We start from the raw sequence: 19745 nt of genomic DNA on the forward strand, positions 1-19745 counted from the left end.
TGACCGACATGACGGAACAAGAGCTGCTTTCTCTGCCAGTTGACGATTACATGGATGCCGCGCAACAGGGGTTCTTCCGAGACCTGCTGCTGTCACAGCGTACGGAGCTGCAGGAGCGAATATCTGGCGAGTTCCAGCTCATGCGAGAGTTCGAGCCTAGCAGCGACCCTTCTGATTTGGGCACCGTCGAGGAGCAGCGCCAGTGGCAATTACGCCTTCTTGAGCGGGAGAAGAAGCTTCTGGACAAGATAGACGAAGCCTTGGAGCGGATCTCGCGAGGGGAGTACGGATGGTGCGAAGAGACAGGAGAGCCCATTGGGTTACGGCGTTTGCTACTGCGGCCAACTGCGACATTGAGCATTGAAGCGAAGGAGCGGCAGGAAAGGAAGGAGCGGCACATGCGGGAAGACTGACCCCTGCATTCAGCCGGTTAATCACTAAAATGTGGAAGCTAATCAAAGGGTTAGTGGTATCACTAAGTCTGATCCCTGCGGCCAGTCGATTACGGATCAGATACTTCAGCTAGCTAGAGCTCAGGCGCCCTACCGAGTAGGGCGCTGAATGAGCTCACTCCCGTTAAATTGTGCGTCGTACGCCAGCCACAGCTACTTTAAGCCTCGGCTGCTGAACGAACTGATTGCGCAGGCGTCTTAGCCATTTCATGTACAGACACTGGATACTCTGAGCTGCCAAGCCGAATACGTTGATCAGAAACTGCATCAATCAGGGCTTCGTCATGGCTAACCAAGAGCACAGCGGTATCACTTTCTTTTGCGGATTCGACTAGCAGTTCCAGCATTTCCTTCTGGGTAATGAGGTCAAGCCGGGAGCTTGGTTCATCCGCGAAAATGAGCACTGGGTCAATCAAGAGTACTCGCAGCAATGAAAAACGCTGCAGCTCACCGCCAGATACATTTTCAGGCAGCCGCCTTAGCAGTGACTGCTCCAATCGAAGTCGTTTTAGCAGAGGGCCGATGCGATTGGCATCAAGGCCATGCAGGTGTACCAGATCTGCCAGATTTTGGGCTAATGTCACTGTCGGCGGGAAGGCGGCGACTGGATCCTGGAAGAGCTTTTGGAACGCAACTCGGGAGGTGCCGGCGCGCTTAACGATGTTGCCTTCGCTTGCATCCATCAGCCCCAGAATCACATCTCCGAGGGTCGACTTGCCGCACCCTGAGGGGCCGGTTACTCCAACGATTTCACCTGGGTGAACATCGAAGGAAAGGCCCTGGAAAAGTGTGCGCCCCCCGCGATCAACAGCCAAGTTTTTAACTTGCACCACTGGCTCGACTGCAGGCAGCGCGGGTTTATGAATCTTCCAATTCAGCGGGTCAGCATCCAATAACTGTCGGGTGTAGGCGTGCGTAGGATTGTTGAGCACCTGTTCGGCGCTACCAGCTTCGATGATCTTCCCCTTGAGCATGATCATGATGTCGCCGCCCAGGCGGCGGGCAACCTCCATGTCATGAGTAATGATCAGCAGCGCACCACCCTCGGCCAAGCCAGCTTTCAGGAGGCTGATCATCTCGTCAATCCGGTCGCGATCCAAGCCTTTGGTGGGTTCATCTGCCACCATCAATTTTGCGCCGCCAGCGTGTGTCGCCGCGAACGCTAAGCGTTGCGCCATACCGCCTGAAAGCTGAAATGGGTACTTCGTGGAAGCATGCTCTAGCCCCAGTCGAACCAAGTCTCTCTGCGCGAGCTCGCGAGACTCAGACGCGTTTTTCCCGACTACATGCTGATAGGTCTCGGAAACCTGAGGAAGTGCGCGCATGGTTGGGTCAAGGCTCAGCCAGGGCTCTTGAGGGAGAACGGCAATTTCACGCCCCCAGAGTGTTTGGCGCCTATTGCTTCGCCCATCCTCACTGACGCCGTCCGCGAACTCAATCCGGCCTTGAGCGTGCAGTCCCGGCGGTAAATTTCCAACAACACCTTGAGCGAATAGGCTTTTCCCTGAGCCGGTTTCGCCAATGATGCTTAGCACCTGACCCGGGAACAGTTCTATGGAAAGTGGATCAACCAGGCGAGTGTCAACTGTTCGGATCTCCAAATCTTCAGTTTTCAGCAGCGGCTTCATGGTTTGCGCCCTCCAGCGATCAGCATGAGTGAAAGAACAATCAGGAAGACAACCATGATCGGCATTGCGATTACTGAAGGTGCTTCTGCAAAGTAGGGGAGCAATTCTGTGATCATCAGTCCCAACTCAGCTGTCGGGGGTTGAACGCCTACGCTGACAAAACCCAGGGCTGCGATTGCCATGATCGCCGAGGCGGCTCCCAACGACGCAATGGTTAGGATCGCGGGCCCTAGCTCTGGCCAAAGGTGGCGGCGGATGACGTACATGGGCCCAAAGCCGAGCAGGCGTGTGGCAGCGACGGCTGGCGATGCCAGTACGGTGCGGGACAGGGCGCGTGTCATGCGGAAGTATTCTATCCAAAGCACCAGTGCGATCGCCCCGTACAAGGCGACAAAGGAACCTGGGAAGATTGCCACGATTAGCAGAACCAACAGCAGGCCGGGCAGCGCCAGAACCAACTCCGTAACAAGGCCAAGTGTCTTGTCGGTAAATCCACCTTTCCAGGCTGCAAGGATGCCCAGAAGTACGCCAGGCACGGCTGCTGTAATTACGCTCACCAGCGCTAGCCCCAATGACAAGCGTACTGCAGAAGCCAAGCGTGCGAGCATATCTCGACCTAAATGATCTGTGCCCAGGGGGTGCGCGCTTATTGAGCCCGACAGAATGGCGTTGTAATCCTGCTTGGCAATGTCCACGTCCCACAGAATAGGAACGAGGACGGCAAAGGCAATCAGAGCAAGGAGGATTGCGAACCCGACCAGCCGAGGTAGGTGGCGAGGCTTTGGTGCCGCGTTTGCGATTTCGAGTTCAATATTCATGCGTCACTCCGGCGCGGGTCAATCAGATGGTTGGCCAGGTCGACACACGTGTTCAGCACCACAAACATGAGACCCATTGCTAGCGCTGCGCCTTGCACCATCGGCAGATCGCGTTGGACGATGGCATGCACCAAGCCATGGCCAATTCCAGGCCAGGCGAAGAGCGTTTCTACGACGACCACGCCTTCAATCAGATACACCAGTTGAACGCCCAGGTAGGTAACTACTGGTACGCCAATGTTGCGTAAGCCGTGGCGTGTGAAGACCTTCAGCGCGCCGAGCCCTTTCAGTCGGCCAAACGCATAGAATGGGGAGGAGGCAATCTTTACCGTAGCGTCTCGCGCCACACGAGATGAGACAACTGCGAGTCCCAGCGCGAGGGTAAGCGAAGGTAGTATGGTGTGCGCCCAGGTTCCGTGCCCCGCGGATGGCAGGATTGCGAGTGAGACGGAGAATACAAATACTAGAATCACGCCCATCACAAAATGCGGTATAGCGCGAGTTGCTGTGCTCAGGATGAGTAGCCCTCGGTCAAGCACTCCGCCCGGGCGCAGCCCTGCGAAGATTCCGAGTGGTGGGCCGATGAGGAAGGAGAGAATCACCGCTCCAATAGCCAGGCGCACTGAGCTCCCTAGCTCATGAAGTACAACGTCAGTGACAGGGGTACCAGACACCAGGGATGTGCCGAGGTCAAAGTTAAGCAGGTCTTTAATCCAGGCGAGAAAGCGCCAGATTACTGGTTGGTCGAGGCTGAGCTCTGCGCGTACCGCTTCAGCAGCAGCGCCGTTCACCATGTCATAACCATAACGGCCTGCGGCAATTCGGTACGCTGCGTCACCAGGGAGGAGCGTCATCAACATAAACGTTAGAGCGCCGACGACGACAGCCACCATGACCGCCTGAAGCAGTCGAAAGCCTAGAAGCCGGATCATTGTGCCCACCGCATTTTTGTTAGCCCGAACGTGCGCTCGAATGGATCGATTGCTGCCCCTTCCACCTGATTCGACACTGCGATTGTCTGGCGGTACCAGGCCACAGGAATCAGGGGGAGCTCGTTCTGGAATTGAGCAAGCATCTGATTACGCAGAGCTTGTTGGTCTTCTGGCTTTTTTCCGGACAACAGCGCGTTCATCGCGGAGTCAAAAGCAGGGTTTTTCCACCCCAGTGGCCCCCACTCAGCACCGCCGTTTCCAAAGTCGCCGAAAATAGTTACGAGGGGATCGGGCACGAGTGCGTAAGCGCGGGAGAATAGCGCCATTTGAAGGGAACCATCATTGTATGCCACGGGTATAGCGCTGACATTTTCCACTGCCACTTGAACCTCGACGCCAATCTCTCGCAATTGCGCTTGTAAGGCTGTGGCGATCAGTGCCAACTCAGGGCGGTCACCGAAGGTGAGCAGCTTCATACGGAAACGCACCCCGTCTTTCATCAAGATCCCGTCTGAGCCAGCAACCCAACCTTCATTGCCCAACAGCTTGCGTGCCGCTTCTGGGTCGTACTTCAAGGGTGGAAGGCTAGCGTCGTGCCAGGCACTTACGTTATCGGCAAACATTTGTGTTGCGCCGGTACCTGGTGCACGTAATACGGCGGCAGCGATACCTTCCCGTTGGATTGCCAGGCTCAATGCTTTACGGGTATCTACAGAGGCTGTCGGCCCTGCGCCTGAATTCACTGCCAGCATGACAACGCGCGGAACTGGCTCTTTCAGTACATGGACATCCTTGGAGCGTGAGAGTCGAGCAATGCTGGGAGGGTCGAGCTGAAACACAAGCTCAGCGCCGCCGCTCTCGGCCATCAGGGTTCGAGTTTCTCCGCGCCCTGCGCCCAAGTAGGTGGTTTTCTCGATGCTTGGTTTAGTGCCCCAGTATTCTTCGAATCTTTGCGTTGCAAGACGTTGAGGAGGCTCTACCAGGGTTGTCTTGTAGGGGCCGGTGGCAATGACCTTTTGAACAACATCCTTCGAATCATACGCAGCCGCGGCCAAGATGCTGGTGGACGAGTGAGCCAACAGCGCGGGCAGAGGGGCGAAGGGCTCCTTCAGTCGAATGACAACTTCGTTGCCTTCGGCTGTAATCGATTCAATCTTGGCTTTGCTCAGAATGCCCGCCTTGTTCCGAGCGACATTGAGTGAATGAGCCGCTACAACTGGGGTTAATTCGCTTCCATCATGAAATTTCACACCGGGTCGGATTGCCAGGTGCCACACTTTTCCGTCATCCGTGACACTCCACGTCTCAGCAAGCGCGGGTTGGGGCTGTCCTATCGGGTCGGCTTCTAGCAGGGTTTCAGTGATCTGCATTCGCTGAAAAATGAATCCGGATACGGACGGATCCAGGCCCACGATCTCGAAGGGAGCAACGACGTCAAAGACTTTGTCATCAGCGTTGACGTTTGCGTAGGCGAAGGTCGCGCAGACGGCAACTGCTGCCGCGAGTAGCTTTAGCTTGGGCTTGAGTACCACATTACATTCCTTTTGCTCGACACCCGACGGCAACGTTGAAGCGACCTGTCTAGGCCGAGCGCTTCAGAGTTGTTCGTCCTTATCAGTTTCGGTGAAAAAAAATCATCCAGTGCGGAAGTCGCGCATGGTAGGCAATGTGATGATATAACGTCCATTATTGAAATATCTTGTTACGTTCCCGCTCAAGCCATGCGTGTCGTAATTGGGGCGGTTCGCATTTTTCATCCCAAGGCAGCAGCTGATCACCGCCTGTCGCTTGGGGTACGCATTATGATGACGCTGAAGGAAACCCAAGATCTGGGGCTCTCATCGAGAACCTCCTAGGGGTCGCTAGGCAGCTGTGCAGGCGTGTTCCATGAGCGTCTGCGCCGGGCAATACGTGTACATGCGTGAGCAGTCGGCTGTTTCGGGAACTGAGTCATCGTTGCATGACAAGTGGCTTGGCCTGCAGTAATCAGAACCGATGAGGGGGGGGTGAGGGTGAGGCTTGTAGTCGAGAATGATTCGCGTTAACATAATGTTATCACATAACAGGAGTGGCGCCATGCAAGTTCTTTCATCGCTCAAACAGGCCAAGAATCGCCATCGTGACTGCCAGATCGTGAAGCGTCGAGGCAGGATTTACGTGATCTGCAAATCCAACCCGCGGTTTAAGGCTAGGCAAGGTGGTGTCAAGAAAAAATAAATTCTTGAAAAATGTCGAGCCTCGTTTTTGTAGGCTGACAACTGCGCTCGCTGTTAGCTTCGAGCGCGGTTGTCGGTCAACTGCAGTGTGCTGAGGCTCCATCAGCTGGGCGGCGGGTGATCAGTTTCTGATGTGATCTGTTTTAGTGGTGATGCGCTTAACCGACAAAGGTCAGAGAGCAGGTTAGCCGCGAGTATCGGAAAGCCGTTGCAGTAGAAATCTCCGGTCGTAAACCCCGCACGGCAAAGGTCGTCAGGCCCTGGCCACCAAAGTTAGCTCGACCAACCCCACCCGCTAGTCCAGAGATTCTTGCAGTGGTGTTGCACCTATGTCCTGCGCTACGTTTTAGCGTGGAGCTTCGCCCGAAATCATCCTCTTGATGACGCCCTGATCGCGCTCGACGGATTGAGTATCCCGTCCCGATAGAGCCCCTGGGCACGTAGCAATCATCTTTTTCATAGACGGTTTAGGTCGCATCTCTACGAGGACACCCTTAGAAAGTTATTTGGTGGCGGCTAGAGGGCGATGGCGCTCGGCGATAGGCTTTCGAGTCGACGAGTCTCGGCTGCGTACGCCTCATCGCCTGTCATCGTGTACAGCAGCTCCTTCTGTAATCGAAGAAATTCAAATGAAGTGCGCTCTCTTGGGTGTGCTTCACAAACCTTTATCACCTTCTGAATCCTTCCCGGGCGAGGGGCCAGTAGAATAATCCTGTCGGCGATATAGATAGCTTCCTCTATATCATGGGTCACCAGAATGGTGGTAATTCGAGACTCCGCTCTGATCCTAAGAAGTTCTTGCTGCATCTGCGTGCGAGTATTGGCGTCTAGGGCACCAAATGGTTCATCCAATAGCAAGATGCGCGGACTACTCACAAGTCCTCGTGCGATGGATACGCGCTGAGCCATCCCCCCCGAGAGCTGGTGGGGATAGCTGTCTGCGAATCCATCCAGCCCAACTAGCCTCACATGATCAGCAATTTTCGACTGTCGTTCTTGTGTACTCAGTTGGTCATTCAGCAGTCCCAACTCGATGTTCTTGGCTACAGTTAGCCATGGAAACAAGCGGTGCTCTTGAAAAACCATGCCTCGCTCTTGCTCGATGCCCTTAACCGGGCGGCCTTTAACACAGATTGACCCTTCGTAGTCTGTATCCAGTCCAACGAGCATCCTCAAAAGCGTAGACTTGCCGCAGCCACTTGATCCTAAGAGAGCAATCGACTCACCTTCAGCGATGTCCAGCGTGAAGTCATCAAGCGCTAACAGATCACCTTGGGTGGTCTTGAATTTTTTTCTGACATTTTTGAAAGAAACAATAGCCGTGTCGCACGCAGCATTGATTGATGAATTCATTTAAATCTCCAGCGCGATGCTAGCTTCTCAATTTTCATGCCTAGCTTATGAATTACGGCGCCCGTTAATCCGATTAAGATCATTGCTGCCATGACATCGTCCATTCGGAATAGCTGTTGTGCGGCAATCATGTAACTTCCTATTCCAGAAGTCGTGGTAATAAAGTACTCCGCGCCGATAGTGGCAAGCCATGCATAAATCAAAGATACCCGGAGTCCGCTGAATATGCTGGATAATGCACCGGGAAGAATGAGCTTGGTCATTCTATGCCACAAACCCAGCCGCAGAACGCGAGCAGCCTCATTCAAATCCATAGACAGGTTCGCGATTCCAGTCTGAGTGGCTACATAGAGAGGAGAGAAGCACGCGAGTGCTATGAAAGCAATTTTAGATGTATTTCCTAGGCCGAACCACGCGGTAATTAAAGGAATCCATGCGAAAATTGCGACGTGACGGATAACCGAGAGCGTTGGGCCGCAGGCATGTTCTACTACCTGCTTCATGCCCAATAAAACCCCAACGATAATTCCGAAGCTACCACCAACGGTTAGGCCAATTAGCGAGAAGCGCAAGCTCTGAGCAAGCGATGTGGCCATATTCCCCTCGGTAAGCCCATGCCACAAGGTGATAAAAACCTTGTTGGGATGGATAATGATGTTAGGGTTGACTGCACCTGCAGCCGACACGGCGTACCATGCTGTTAGCATTAAAACAGGAATAATCCAAGGCTCTATATTTTCAATACCAATCAGTGATCGCCGTTTCAACTCTAACGCACTCGGTTGAGGCCAGTGTATGCAATGCTGATCAATCCAACGGATTCCACGATCCATTACAATACCGATCACTGCGACCACGCAGATACATACCAGCACAATGTCCAGCATAAACAATTGGCGGCCCCACACCATGAGGTAGCCCAAGCCGTCGCTTGAGGCTAGTAGCTCTACTGCAAGCAGTGACGACCATGCGGTACCAAGGGCCGTCTTGCATCCTGCGAGGACGGAGGGCGCCATCGCCGGAATGATGAGGTACCTTAGTCTTGCCCACGGCGATAGGCGAAGAACTGCTGCCGCCTCCTGGAGTCGTGAAGGGATGTCCCGCACTCCCATAGCGGTATGGAATGTCATGGGCACAATCACCGCCTTCATGACGACGACTATTTTGAGCGTCTCTTCGATGCCGAACCACAGCATGAAAAGTGGAATCCACGCCAGCGTTGGCACTTGGGCCAGTGCTGAAAACGTGGGGAGAAACAAGCGTTCTGCTCGTTCACTCAGACCTATCAATGTACCCAGAAGTACACCCACCAAGAGGCCAGAGGTCAGGCCTAAAACCAGTCTACGAAGACTGATCAAAATGCTGGCCACCAGGTCTTGTTGTGCAAGATCCAGTGCTGAACTCCAAACCACGGACGGTGAAGGTAGAACCTGACTGTTCAACCAATCGTAATGTGATGCCAGATGCCAGAGTATTACTATAGCTAGCGGTAGTATCAAGGGGGACAACGAGTGCGCGCATTCCCCGAATTTGAACAACCTGCTTCGAATGGGTTGGTCTTGCGGTATTGAAATAGACATCTTTGCTGCCTGTCTGACTAGGCGGGCGACTGAGAAGTCGGGCCGAGAAGGTGATCGAACACTGTATGGCGCGATGCTCTGGTGCTCAATTGCCTTCAGCGCATATTGACATGCACGGCTTGCATAAGTATTCAGTGCGGAACTTGATCGTAATCTTGCAGTAGTTGTATGAATGTCTGCCTTAGAGGAGTTGTCATTGTTCCCTTCAGTGAAATAATTCCATTTAAGATATTCCTGTCCTGCTGCGCCCCCTGGAAATCACTGGGCTCGATAACCCGGAGCAATCTTTTTTGAATATTATCTTCTATCATAGGGAGCAGGGCTGAGCAGCCAATGGTGTGTGAGTTTAGACTGATATCCATAATGGAGTAGCCGTTCTCGCAAAGTAAGCTCGGTATGTAGTCCGGCTCCGATAGGTAGGTGGACAGTAACTTCCTAACACCAAACGTACAGCCAATTGGATATTTTAAGATGTTGTATTTGTTTGGCGTTTCTTTGAATACTGGATGTTCAGCTTGAGCGTATAAGCACCACTTTCTTGGCGCGAGAGGAACTATTTGGTGGTTCTTGTCATCTTCAAAATAAAGTGTATTGCTTATGAAGAAGTCTATTTCGCCGCGGTTAAGTTTTAAGCTCAGTTCATTCCACTTATCCACAACAAATCGAGCCTTGGCATGTGGGTGGTTCTGCAAAAGTTTTGCGATTGCTTTAGGTACTATTGAGGCAGCCGCTACTGGGCCACAACCGAAATTCAAAACGGATTGAGCATTGCTGTTAAAGGCAGCAATCCTAAATGCCAGTTCGTCTGATTTTCTTAGAATCTCATTGGCGTAATCCAGCAGAACTTTGCCTTGCTGGGTAGGTGGAAGCCCTTTCTTTTCTCGGTGAACAAGATCACATCCCACTTGATGCTCTAAAGCCTGGATGCTTCGGCTGAAAGCGGGCTGTGACAAATTAACAGAATGGGCTGCAAGCACAAAGCTTCGGTGATTAATCAACGCAACGAAATGCCGCAAGTTTCTCAGTTCGAAATGCATCGTGTGCATACCCCTATAAGCCATACGCATTTGCGCGGGAATTGCTCGAATTTTAACCTCAAATAACAAATATTCACAACGAGCATCTTTTTTATTCCCTGGGGATATATGCATATGCAGCATCGGTTTAAGTGTCATCTGCTTTACTGGTCGGTCGCACTGGCTTACACATGGCAAGGTGCTTCTGTGTACGCAGACGATTTACCGATTTCAAAGCCAGAGGCAAGAGATGACTCCACGCTGTCCAAGGTGGTGGTGAACGCACGGCGCCGTGATGAGGCAGCTCAAGACGTGCCTGCCCCGATGACGACGCTGACCGGTGAGCATCTTCAGGACAATCGTGTGTCTGCGATACAGGACATTCAGCAACTTGCTCCTAGCGTCAACATGCCATTTTGGCACGCAGCGCAGAGCAGTCTGTCCATTCGTGGTATTGGCAACAACCCGAGGAACGACGGACTGGAAGGTAGCGCAGCCGTCTACATCGATAACGTGTATCTCAGTCGAACAGGCATGGCCGCCTTCGACCTGCTGGATATCGAACAGGTGGAAGTCCTGCGGGGAGCGCAAGGTACGCTGTTTGGCAAAAACAGCACGGCGGGCGTTGTGAACATCCGCACCAAGGCCCCGACCTTTTATCCCGAGAACCATCTCAGTGTGTCCACGGGCCAGTATGGATTGAAGGAGTATCGAGGAAGTTTCTCGGGGCCACTCACAGATGCTGTTGCTGGTCGCATTTCCCTTAGCCGCAGCGAGACCGATGGTTTCATCAAGAACGTCCACGACGGAGATTACCAAGGCCGCACCCGACAGGGCATTCGAGGGCAATTGCTGTTTGAGCCTGACGATGACTTCAGCTTGAGGCTGATCGCTGAGTACAACGATGAAGACCTCGACCTCACTCGTTCATTTTTGAGTTTTGGGCCACTGGCGAGCACCCGGGCACGATACGCCAGGGTAGGTGCGCAAGACCCCATCACCGACCCTAAGAAGCTAAAGGTCAATACGGACGGTAGAAACGGGAGCAAGGTATATCAGAATGCTCTCTCGGCTGAAGCCAACTGGAAGCTTGACGGAGGCTACTCTCTGACTTCTATCAGTGCTTGGCGGTTGTGGCAGTTCGATCCCTACAACGACGACCTCACCACCGCACCGGTATGGACGAACATGGGAGCGTCCGCCAATGCATCGCAGTTCTCCCAAGAAATCAGGCTCGCCTCGCCAAAGGATGACACGTTCGAATACGTCGTAGGCGCTTACTATTTCAAGGGTAGCGTCGGAAACAATCTGTTCTACAACTACGGCCCTCAAGCAGATGCCTGGTTTGGGCTACCTGTCGGGGCGCTGAGTAATGTCAGTTCTAAAATGCCTTCGAAGGTGTCCACGGACAGCTACGCCGTATTTGGCCAGGGCACTTGGCACTTGAATCCCCAGTGGGATTTGACGCTTGGATTACGAGGTACCTATGAAGAAAAGACGGGGAGGGTCAAACGTTATGAGCCCACCGGCGATTCGGTAACCGGTGCTGCGCTGGCTGCGAGGAATGCACGATTAGGGGCTTACGACTCCGGAAATCTGAAGATCTCGGGCAGCAGTCCATCTGGGATGGCATCGATAAGCTACAAGGTTAACCCGGATCTTATGGTTTACAGCAGCCTCACGCATGGCGAGAAATCAGGGGGCATCAACCCTTCACTACCTGGCAACGGTGCCTCTTCACTGCTAATCGGCCCTGAGCGTGCCAATGATGCGGAGCTAGGCTTCAAAAGCACGCTTTGGGGTGGGCGAGTGAGCTTCAACGCCAATCTCTTCTGGTCATGGATCACTGGTTACCAAGCGACTGTTTGGGATCGTGAGGCCAACACCAGCTATTTGAGTAACGTAGGCAGCATGCGAAGCAGGGGCATCGAGTTCGAGACCACCGTCATGCCAATCAAAGGCTTGACGCTTAATGCCAATGGTTCGTTTATCGATGCCATTTACATGGACTACCAGGACGGCCAGTGCCCGCCGGAAACGCCAGGTACTACCTGCAACCTGACTGGCAAGCGTGTATCCGGATCCCCCCGTCAGATCTTCAACGCCAATGCTCGATACCAGTGGGCGCTCGACTCCGGTATCAGGCCCTATCTGAATGCCTCGTATTCATACAGGGCGAAAAGCTTCGGTACCGGCGACGATTCAGATTATGGCGTGATCCCGTCCTATAGCCTGACCAACCTATCCGGAGGTGTTCGTATTGATGACGGGGACGCTCAATGGGATGTCTCGCTGTGGGTGCGAAACGTGTTCAACAAGTTCTACTACACCAGCGTGGCGACTGGGGCAGGCAACATCTTTGCGGGTACGATAGGTGATCCTCGCACCGTCGGTGCCACCGTGTCTTACGATTTTTGAAAAGTAGTGAATCGACGATGAAAAAGTATGTGTTGAAGTCAAGAAAGCTAATGGTCGCAAGCCTACTCATCCTGTTGAGCGGCTGGCTCTCTCCCGTAGCGTTTGCTGCGCCACCACCAACGGTCATTAGGCTCGCGGCTCCGGACAACGGTCTCGGGGGTAAAGAGCACTTCAACGGTGGTGTCGCGGATGTGCTTGTCTGGCGGCAATTGTTGGAGAAGGAGTTTCAGGAGGATGGCATCAAGGTGGAATGGCAGTTTTTCAAAGCTGCCGGCCCAGCGATCAATGAGGCCTTGGCGAACAAGCAGGTAGATTTTGCTTTCTACGGTGACCTTCCTGCGATCATTGGTAAAGCAAACGGGTTGGATATCACTCTCCTAGCGGCGACTGGCCGCCAAGGGAATGCTTATCTAGGGGTACGGCAAGGACTTGATGTCAAGTCATTGCACGACTTGAAAGGCAAGACACTTGCGGTTTTTCGAGGCACTATCTTCCACTTGTCTCTGGTGAATGCGTTGGCATCCGTGGGGATGACCGAGCGTGACCTGCGAGTCGTCAACATGGATCTTGCCGCGTCCACTGCAGCACTTTCCACCGGTCGGGTTGATGCTGTATGGGGGTCAAGCAATTTGTACGAACTGCAGGACAAGGGGCTTGCCTACGTTGCACTGTCCAGTGGAGATCTCGGTGGAGTAGGGGGCGTACAAAGCGTTCTGGTTGGGAGCAAAGAATTCTTGGCCAGCTATCCCGATATCACTCGACGCTTGCTGAGAGTCTTCGCTGGTGCCTACGACTGGATCAGCGTTCCATCGAACCGTCAAGTCTACCTGAGCGAGGCTGCACGTCGATCCGGGTTTACGCAGGAACAGGTTGATCGCGCAATGGGCACGCTGAGCTTTGGGGATATTCTTCAGCCAGATCTGGATGCGCCATTCATTGAATCGTTAGATAAGCAGGTATCGCTTGCCAAAGAAATGCGCTTGATCAGGAAGTCGTTCAATGCCGCAGATTGGGCTGACACAAGACCACTACTCGAGGCCAAAGCTCTGCCTAGCGCTGACATCGTCAAGGCGATATCTCAATAGGGGGTAGAAGGGCCCCGAACGGGGCCCTATCTATCAGCTGACCACGCACCTGAAACCAATATGACTTGTGGGGCTATCGATTGACTGTGGGTGTCGCGCTGCGGGTCGATACCTCTTGCAGTAATTAGGTGCGCACAGATGCGATCCGCCTTTGAGTACTTTCCTGGGCACCGGCGCAGGGTCGAAGGGGTCAAGGCTTCTCCGTTTTAGCACTTCCTCTGTCGAGCAGCATGATCGCATGGGCTGGGCGGTGGGAATGTTCCACCAGTCACTCGTCCACTCCCATACATTCCCAATCATATCGGCCAGGCCATAGCCGTTAGAGGGGAAACTGCCAACAGGCGATGTTCGCAGCCAACCATCGGTCAATTCATTTTCATGAGGGAAGGCGCCTTGCCAAAAGTTGGCCATCATCGCGCCGCCTGGGGCTAGCTCACCCCCCCAAGCGTACTCAGCGTCCGCCAAGCCACCTCGTGCCGCAAACTCCCACTGGTCTTCCGTCGGCAGGGTCTTCCCAGCCCACGTTGCAAAGGCAAGCGCATCTTCATAAGCGATGTGTACGACTGGGTGGTCGAGCAGGTCATCAATGCTACTTCCGATACCCAATGGCGCCTTCCAGCACGCACCGGGGCTGTACTCCCACCATGTGTCCGAGTTCGCAGTAGGTTGAACAAAAACAGCTGAACCCGCGCCCGGGTTTGAGTCACATGCATCGGTCGGGTTTTTCTCGGCAAGGGTGACAAAACCGGTGGCGGCCACAAACGCTTCGAAATCCCGATTTGTGACTGGACTGCGATCGATCCAGAACGCGGCCACTGTCCTTTCCTGCCGAGGGGCCTCTTCGGGGTAGAAACTGTCGCTGCCTTTCAGGAATCGGCCTGCTGGAATAAAGCACATTCCCTCCGTCGACCCACGAGAATTGGATAACTCATCGCTTAGCGTCATATCGAATAACCTCAATCTAAACAGTTATTTGCACTTGCATATGCATCTGCATATATTTGTAACATAGCGGAATGGCCGTCGCGGTTGAAGCCCTAACAGCGCCGTATTCATAGTCACCTACCTGAGGTAAGCATGAGCGAAGAAAAGGACGCCCCTACATCCAAACGACCCAACGTGGTCATCATCATTGCGGACGATATGGGTTACGGGGATCTGTCTTGCTACGGCAGCAAGCTTGTAGAAACCAAGCACATCGATAGCATCGCTAAAAAAGGCGTAAGGTTGACCGCCGGATACGCCTCCGCTCCGCTGTGCAGCCCCTCGCGCGCGGGCTTGATTACCGGGCGTTACCAGCAGCGCTTTGGGTTCGAGCAGCAGGTTTCATCTGGAGCGTTCCCTGAGCGGCACCCTGTTCGAAACGCTGATGGTTCACTTGCGGAACTACAGGGTGAGGCGGAGTTTTTGCGACGAGGAATCCCTAAGTCGGAAAAAAACATCGCCGAGCTCTTCAAGGCAGCTGGCTATAAAACCGGTGCGATCGGGAAGTGGCACTTGGGACACGGAGCAGAATTCCTCCCGCAGAATCGCGGTTTTGATCACTCGGTAGTGTTTTACGGCAATACCAGCCTGCAATCTACAAATCCTGACGATCCAGACATGTTCAGTCTCAAGGTCGACTTTCACGACGAAATACCGGACACCGCCTGGACACGGGAGGGGCTGAATGAAATTCGCGAAAACGGCGAAATTATCGATATCGACCAGTACCTGTTGTTCTACTTCCGAGACCGGGCAGAGCAGTACATCAACGAGAACAAGGATGAACCCTTCCTCCTGTATTTCGCAATGAATTCGCCGGTACCTCCGCTTCAGGTACCTCGCCACTACTTCGATTCATTGAAGGAAACGATCCCTAACATCGCCGTGCGTGGCTACAACGCCCTCTTGCTGGCGCAGGATGACGCCGTAGGGGCGATTTTGGAAACGCTTCGAAGAAATGGGCTTGAGGACGACACCATCGTGGTGTTTGTGAGTGACAATGGCACGGCCACGAGCCGCCCGGGCAGCAATGCTCCTTTCTCTGGGGGCAAGTTCTCTACGTGGGAAGGGGGCATTCGCATGCCATACGTCATGCAGTGGCCAGGCCAGATTCCAGCTGGCCTCATTTTCTCTAAGCCAGCTTCTACATTGGACATTCTGCCGACGGTAGCAGCTGGGTGCGGAGTCTCGACTGAACGCTCGCAGCCCCTCGATGGGGTAGATTTGTTGCCGTATTTCAAAGGTAATGTCGAGGATGCGCCCCATGAGGCCCTTTTCTGGAAACTTGATGGCTATTCTGCAGTAAGGGTTGGTAAGTGGAAGCTCTATCTTGAGACGCTCGAAGAGGTCGCGATGTTGTTCGACCTCGAAGCAGATCCACAGGAGCTGAACGACCAATCAGCAGAGCAGCCTGAGGTTTTCGAGGCCCTCAAAGCGCGCTATGAGGCATGGGAAGCCAGTTTGCCGCCCAGAGCTTGGACAAACTATTACGGGGGTTTCCGTCGCAAGGTAGGTTTACAGGGGCGTTGAGTTATGAAGGCTAACACACTATAAAGGCTAGTTTGACCGATATGAGTCTGACAATGACTGCTAACCATGAAATCCTCAATGAGCTGCAAGGCCTTAATCTTGCTGAGTTCTTGCCACACCGGTTGGCTGTCTTGTCCAGGCTCGCGCAATCGCTCCTTGCCTCCGAGCTTGCCCAATTCGACATGTCTATCTCTCACTGGCGAATTTTCCTTTGCTTAGCGAAGAACGGGCCGTCAACTGTCAATGGAATCGCGGATTTCACCAAGATTTCTCAGTCAGCGTTGAGTCGCGCTATTTCGAAACTTGATGAGCGTGGATTCGTCTGCAAAACTAAGAATCCGGAGGATCGCAGGCTGGCCGCGATATCTATCACAGAAGAAGGGTTGCGTCAGCTGAACTTAGCAATCGCGACTATCACCGCGACTTGGGATTCTTTGCTCGTCGAGCGGGGCGTTAATAAAGGTGCTTTTCTCGATACGGTCAACGACATAATTGTTCGCCTCGGTGGCGACTAGATCGGGAACTATAGTAAGCACTTAATTTTTTAATATTGCCGCTGGCCGATAGGTCGGTGGCTTTCGTTCGCCCGGAATTTGTTTGGCGAGCGGCATCGTTGGAACTCACATGTACCGTACCTTCCAATCTTTAACACGTTGCCTGCTTGTGTTTCCTTTGCTTGCGCAAGCTGCATCTGCCGATACGTTCGATGACAGTAAGCTAGTATTGGACTTTAGAAATTTCTACATGAATCGAAATTTCGTAAATGATAAGGCGCCAGTATCAAAACAGTATAGCTGGTCGCAAGGTGTGCTAGGAAAATTCTCATCGGGATACACTGACACTCCCGTTTCGCTTGGGTTTGATCTCAATGCTCAGTATGCACTTCGCCTTGACTCTTCGGGGAATGATGGCTCATTACCGTTTGGCAATGATTCAAAGAAGACCACGCCGAGTTATGGTAGGGCCGGTGCGACGCTCAAACTTAGGTACAATCAGACTGATGCTTGGATAGGTGATCAGCAGCCCAATTATCCAATCATGGGTAGTGAGACATCTCGACAATTGCCGTCAGTGGCGCAAGGTGCTGTGGTGCAGAACCGCGACCTGGAAGGTCTGACACTCACTGGAGGGCGCTTCTGGTCTCAAGTAACCCGAGAGTCCTCAGAGCACGCAGAACTATATTTGATGAATCAAAGCAAAGGAAGTGCGAGTGATGATGGGCTGGATTTCTTCGGCGTTGACTACGATGTAAGCCAAAATTTCAGACTCAGCCACTGGCAATCTGTTTTGCATGATATTTATAAGCAGCGTTATGTGGGGGGGCAGACCCGGACACACTTTGGTGAGGGGAAGGTGCTGGGCTTTGACGTCCGACTCAACGATTTTCGCGCGGATGGAGATCGTCGAGGTGGGGATATCGATAATAGGAACTATGGTGTCGGGCTAAGCCTTACCCAGGGAAACCATCTGATTGGAGCAACGTATCAGAGGATGTTGGGACAAACGGGATACCCTTTACTCAGCGGTAACACAGATGTCACTGCTTTGGTAGGGTGGTCTTCACTCGGCTTCATCCGACCCAATGAGCACTCTTGGTCAATTCGTCATGTCTACAATATGGCTGGAATTGGCCTGCCTGGAGGTCGGTTTTTTACCCGCTTTAGCAAGGGCACGCAGATTGATCGCGGAGCTGGCTTAGCGAGGGACAAAGAGACGGAAACTGATTTTATTGCTGATTATGTATTTCAGACGGGGGCCTTGAAGAACCTCGCGATACAGCTGCGCTACATACCGATTAGACAAAAGTATGGATCGGATGCTGATACTATTCGCTTTAATGTCAATTATTCCTGGCATGTTTTTTGATGGAGCACGGCTTGATACGCTCTCTGAGGCAGCAGGAGTCGAATACACTTTTGACCAATGGCCATTGAAATCTTTGTCTACCGCAGGATGGCGAGCGACATCTATCGGCTGTTGACGTGCCTAAGATCCTGGTTTAGATGCTCCAGCCTTAATGACCGCACGACCGATGCTAACTCGTTGGGTATTTCCATTGTGACTGCCAGGGCGTCAAGCGTCGGGGCAGGATCATCGTAAACGACACCTTCCAGCCTCACCGTTGCGGCACTGAATCGAGTATCGAACTAAAGACGGTCTGCTAATTGTCTCGCAACATTTTGATCACTTTGGAAGAGCCGGTCAGGGGGACGGCCCGCTAGTGCCCTGAGCGCTTAATTCATTAGCTTATTTTTTATCACGCTCAGCTTTGCCATATGTACGGAGCTGATGATGGCCGCTGCCGTCTTGCTCCACTTGAATGGCTTGGCCGAGTGCTCGTTATGAGCAGTAATGAACTGGCGAATCGCGACTTTTAGGTCAGCAACACTGGTGAAGACACCTCGATACAGCGCCCGTCTCTCCAGTTGTGAAAACCAGCCCTCCACCGCGTTCAACCAAGACGCACTGGTCGGTGTGAAGTGCAACTTGAAGCGTGGATGCTTTTCCAGCCATGCCTTGACTGCAGCGGTTTTGTGGGTCGAGCTGTTGTCCAGGATCACATGGAGATCCAGCTCGGCAGGTGTGTTGTTATCAATCTGCCGGAGAAAATCCAGAAACTCCTTGGCCCGGTGCCGCTGGGTTATCCGGCCCATTACTTCACCGGTCATGATGTCGAACGCGGCGTATAGGCTCGCCGTGCCATGGCGCTTGTAATCATGGGTGCACCGCTCAATCTGTCCGGGCCGAAGTTGCAGCATTGGCTGAGTACGATCCAGCGCCTGGATCTGAGTTTTCTCGTCAACCGAAAGCACCATGGCATTGTCCGGAGGGCTGAGGTAGAGCCCGACGACATCAATGACCTTCTCTGCGAAGTTCGGATCGTTACTGATCTTGAATGTCTTTAATCGGTGCGGTTTGAGATCGGAGGCAGCCCAGATTTGCCGGACTTGCCAGGTGGTAACGCGCGCGTACTTGGCCATCAACCGGACGCTCCAATGCGTTGCTTCTTTCGGCACCCGGTGAGTGGTCAGGGTCAGGATTTCCTTGATTTTCTCAGCACCCAGTTTCAAGGGCTGACCGCTACGCGGCAGGTCGCTCAGGCCGTCGATACCCGACTCCAGGTAGCGTTTTCGCCACTTGAACACCGTTGGTGTCGTGATCTGTAACTGATCACAGATGGCCAAGGGCGTCACCCCTTGAGCAAGCAAAAGTAGTATCCGCGCCCGCTGAGCGAGGCACTGCTCCAGCGTACTCATGCGTAACCAACCTTGAAGCGTGATGACGTCGGCGGGTTGCAGTGCAAAAGGAGCAATGGGTCGAGGCATGCGTATAACCAGCTCGGGTAAGGGCCGCACAGTATACCGTTGCGCGTTAGAAAACGAACTACCCGCTCACGACACTAGGAGGGCTGCCTGCTGTATTTTCGTGGCCAGATAGGATGACTTCGACCCGGAGTCATGAGCCCTTCGTTCTTAGGCTTCTGGATAGCGACAGCCTGTTGATCTAAGCAAATCGCTTACTGTGCCCCGGGAGATGGCGCACTCTCCGTGGGGCCTTTTCAGCCCGATTTTCTTACTTATATGCGACATTACGGTCAAAAAGGCGACGACTTTAACCTTCACCCCCTATAAAATTTTTTTGCGGGACGGAGTTGTTATATTTGAAGGCAAACAAAAAAGCACCCCCGGTGTCAGGGTAGTTGTCGTGTCCCCCGCTTTTTGAAAAGCATTCC

16 protein-coding genes are annotated in these 19745 nt (G+C 53.2%); 7 read left to right on the forward strand and 9 right to left on the reverse strand.

Annotation, left to right across the window (positions count from 1 at the left end; translation table 11 throughout):
* Nucleotides 1-8 precede the first annotated feature (8 nt).
* Entirely contained in the window at nt 9-413 is a 405-nt protein-coding gene (dksA, locus tag IAE33_RS06935) for an RNA polymerase-binding protein DksA (protein WP_201162921.1), read from the forward strand.
* Between the two features lie 197 nt (nt 414-610).
* Here dksA and IAE33_RS06940 read toward each other — a convergent pair whose 3' ends face one another.
* From IAE33_RS06940 to IAE33_RS06955, 4 genes are read right to left on the reverse strand one after another with little or no spacing between them, the layout of a single operon-like run.
* Nucleotides 611-2080 (reverse strand): ABC transporter ATP-binding protein, encoded by a 1470-nt coding sequence (locus tag IAE33_RS06940; RefSeq protein ID WP_201162922.1) that lies wholly within the window; start codon nt 2078-2080, stop codon nt 611-613.
* Nucleotides 2077-2898: an ABC transporter permease gene (locus IAE33_RS06945; RefSeq protein ID WP_201162923.1), complete on the reverse strand. Its 822-nt coding sequence runs from the start codon at nt 2896-2898 to the stop codon at nt 2077-2079. The genes IAE33_RS06940 and IAE33_RS06945 overlap by 4 nt, the downstream gene beginning before the upstream one ends.
* Nucleotides 2895-3830, reverse strand: coding sequence for an ABC transporter permease (locus IAE33_RS06950; RefSeq protein ID WP_201162924.1), 936 nt, complete (start codon nt 3828-3830; stop codon nt 2895-2897). The genes IAE33_RS06945 and IAE33_RS06950 overlap by 4 nt, the downstream gene beginning before the upstream one ends.
* Nucleotides 3827-5362, reverse strand: a complete 1536-nt coding sequence (locus IAE33_RS06955; RefSeq protein ID WP_201162925.1) for an ABC transporter substrate-binding protein — start codon at nt 5360-5362, stop codon at nt 3827-3829. Before IAE33_RS06955 ends, IAE33_RS06950 begins: the two co-directional genes overlap by 4 nt.
* A 544-nt stretch (nt 5363-5906) precedes the next feature.
* On the opposite strand from IAE33_RS06955, the gene ykgO reads away from it, so the two are divergent.
* A complete protein-coding gene (ykgO, locus tag IAE33_RS06960) occupies nt 5907-6047 on the forward strand; it encodes a type B 50S ribosomal protein L36 (protein WP_117139605.1) in 141 nt (46 codons plus the stop codon).
* A gap of 515 nt (nt 6048-6562) precedes the next feature.
* Here the strand turns inward: ykgO and IAE33_RS06965 are convergent.
* From IAE33_RS06965 to IAE33_RS06975, 3 genes are all read right to left on the reverse strand, one after another.
* Nucleotides 6563-7399 carry an ABC transporter ATP-binding protein gene (locus IAE33_RS06965; RefSeq protein ID WP_201162926.1) on the reverse strand — a complete coding sequence of 279 codons (837 nt, stop codon included), beginning with the start codon at nt 7397-7399 and terminating at the stop codon, nt 6563-6565.
* Nucleotides 7396-8979, reverse strand: a complete 1584-nt coding sequence (locus tag IAE33_RS06970) for an ABC transporter permease (protein ID WP_201162927.1) — start codon at nt 8977-8979, stop codon at nt 7396-7398. Before IAE33_RS06970 ends, IAE33_RS06965 begins: the two co-directional genes overlap by 4 nt.
* A gap of 131 nt (nt 8980-9110) precedes the next feature.
* Nucleotides 9111-10154 carry a LysR family transcriptional regulator gene (locus IAE33_RS06975; RefSeq protein ID WP_201162928.1) on the reverse strand — a complete coding sequence of 348 codons (1044 nt, stop codon included), beginning with the start codon at nt 10152-10154 and terminating at the stop codon, nt 9111-9113.
* On the opposite strand from IAE33_RS06975, the gene IAE33_RS06980 reads away from it, so the two are divergent.
* Complete coding sequence (locus IAE33_RS06980; protein WP_236404039.1) at nt 10131-12413, forward strand: TonB-dependent receptor; 2283 nt, start codon at nt 10131-10133, stop codon at nt 12411-12413. The genes IAE33_RS06975 and IAE33_RS06980 overlap by 24 nt on opposite strands.
* 17 nt (nt 12414-12430) lie before the next feature.
* Nucleotides 12431-13498, forward strand: coding sequence for an ABC transporter substrate-binding protein (locus tag IAE33_RS06985; protein WP_201162930.1), 1068 nt, complete (start codon nt 12431-12433; stop codon nt 13496-13498).
* A gap of 33 nt (nt 13499-13531) precedes the next feature.
* On the opposite strand, the gene IAE33_RS06990 is transcribed toward IAE33_RS06985, so the two are convergent.
* Nucleotides 13532-14443, reverse strand: a complete 912-nt coding sequence (locus tag IAE33_RS06990; RefSeq protein WP_236404037.1) for a formylglycine-generating enzyme family protein — start codon at nt 14441-14443, stop codon at nt 13532-13534.
* Between the two features lie 132 nt (nt 14444-14575).
* Between IAE33_RS06990 and IAE33_RS06995 the strand changes: the two genes are divergently transcribed.
* From IAE33_RS06995 to IAE33_RS07005, 3 genes are all read left to right on the forward strand, one after another.
* Nucleotides 14576-16012 carry a sulfatase-like hydrolase/transferase gene (locus IAE33_RS06995; RefSeq protein WP_201162931.1) on the forward strand — a complete coding sequence of 479 codons (1437 nt, stop codon included), beginning with the start codon at nt 14576-14578 and terminating at the stop codon, nt 16010-16012.
* A 53-nt stretch (nt 16013-16065) separates the two neighbouring features.
* Nucleotides 16066-16527: a MarR family winged helix-turn-helix transcriptional regulator gene (locus IAE33_RS07000; RefSeq protein WP_157973387.1), complete on the forward strand. Its 462-nt coding sequence runs from the start codon at nt 16066-16068 to the stop codon at nt 16525-16527.
* Between the two features lie 109 nt (nt 16528-16636).
* Complete coding sequence (locus IAE33_RS07005) at nt 16637-17878, forward strand: OprD family outer membrane porin (protein WP_201162932.1); 1242 nt, start codon at nt 16637-16639, stop codon at nt 17876-17878.
* A 368-nt stretch (nt 17879-18246) separates the two neighbouring features.
* Here the strand turns inward: IAE33_RS07005 and IAE33_RS07010 are convergent, their stop codons facing one another.
* Nucleotides 18247-19338: an IS630 family transposase gene (locus tag IAE33_RS07010; protein WP_201162933.1), complete on the reverse strand. Its 1092-nt coding sequence runs from the start codon at nt 19336-19338 to the stop codon at nt 18247-18249.
* Nucleotides 19339-19745 lie beyond the last annotated feature (407 nt).

Origin of the sequence: Pseudomonas sp. S60, from assembly GCF_016647865.1 — a bacterium.
In the GTDB taxonomy this organism is placed as follows: domain Bacteria; phylum Pseudomonadota; class Gammaproteobacteria; order Pseudomonadales; family Pseudomonadaceae; genus Aquipseudomonas; species Aquipseudomonas parafulva.

Excerpts from the sequence above, each read along its gene's own strand:
- IAE33_RS06990 (WP_236404037.1), bottom strand. The coding sequence starts at position 14,443 with ATGACGCTAAGCGATGAGTTATCCAATTCTCGTGGGTCGACGGAGGGA.
- IAE33_RS06975 (WP_201162928.1), bottom strand. The coding sequence starts at position 10,154 with ATGACACTTAAACCGATGCTGCATATGCATATATCCCCAGGGAATAAA.
- ykgO (WP_117139605.1), top strand. The coding sequence starts at position 5,907 with ATGCAAGTTCTTTCATCGCTCAAACAGGCCAAGAATCGCCATCGTGAC.
- IAE33_RS07010 (WP_201162933.1), bottom strand. The coding sequence starts at position 19,338 with ATGCCTCGACCCATTGCTCCTTTTGCACTGCAACCCGCCGACGTCATC.
- IAE33_RS07000 (WP_157973387.1), top strand. The coding sequence starts at position 16,066 with ATGACTGCTAACCATGAAATCCTCAATGAGCTGCAAGGCCTTAATCTT.
- IAE33_RS06945 (WP_201162923.1), bottom strand. The coding sequence starts at position 2,898 with ATGAATATTGAACTCGAAATCGCAAACGCGGCACCAAAGCCTCGCCAC.
- IAE33_RS06980 (WP_236404039.1), top strand. The coding sequence starts at position 10,131 with ATGCAGCATCGGTTTAAGTGTCATCTGCTTTACTGGTCGGTCGCACTG.
- IAE33_RS06995 (WP_201162931.1), top strand. The coding sequence starts at position 14,576 with ATGAGCGAAGAAAAGGACGCCCCTACATCCAAACGACCCAACGTGGTC.
- IAE33_RS06950 (WP_201162924.1), bottom strand. The coding sequence starts at position 3,830 with ATGATCCGGCTTCTAGGCTTTCGACTGCTTCAGGCGGTCATGGTGGCT.
- IAE33_RS07005 (WP_201162932.1), top strand. The coding sequence starts at position 16,637 with ATGTACCGTACCTTCCAATCTTTAACACGTTGCCTGCTTGTGTTTCCT.
- IAE33_RS06965 (WP_201162926.1), bottom strand. The coding sequence starts at position 7,399 with ATGAATTCATCAATCAATGCTGCGTGCGACACGGCTATTGTTTCTTTC.
- dksA (WP_201162921.1), top strand. The coding sequence starts at position 9 with ATGACGGAACAAGAGCTGCTTTCTCTGCCAGTTGACGATTACATGGAT.
- IAE33_RS06970 (WP_201162927.1), bottom strand. The coding sequence starts at position 8,979 with ATGTCTATTTCAATACCGCAAGACCAACCCATTCGAAGCAGGTTGTTC.
- IAE33_RS06940 (WP_201162922.1), bottom strand. The coding sequence starts at position 2,080 with ATGAAGCCGCTGCTGAAAACTGAAGATTTGGAGATCCGAACAGTTGAC.
- IAE33_RS06985 (WP_201162930.1), top strand. The coding sequence starts at position 12,431 with ATGAAAAAGTATGTGTTGAAGTCAAGAAAGCTAATGGTCGCAAGCCTA.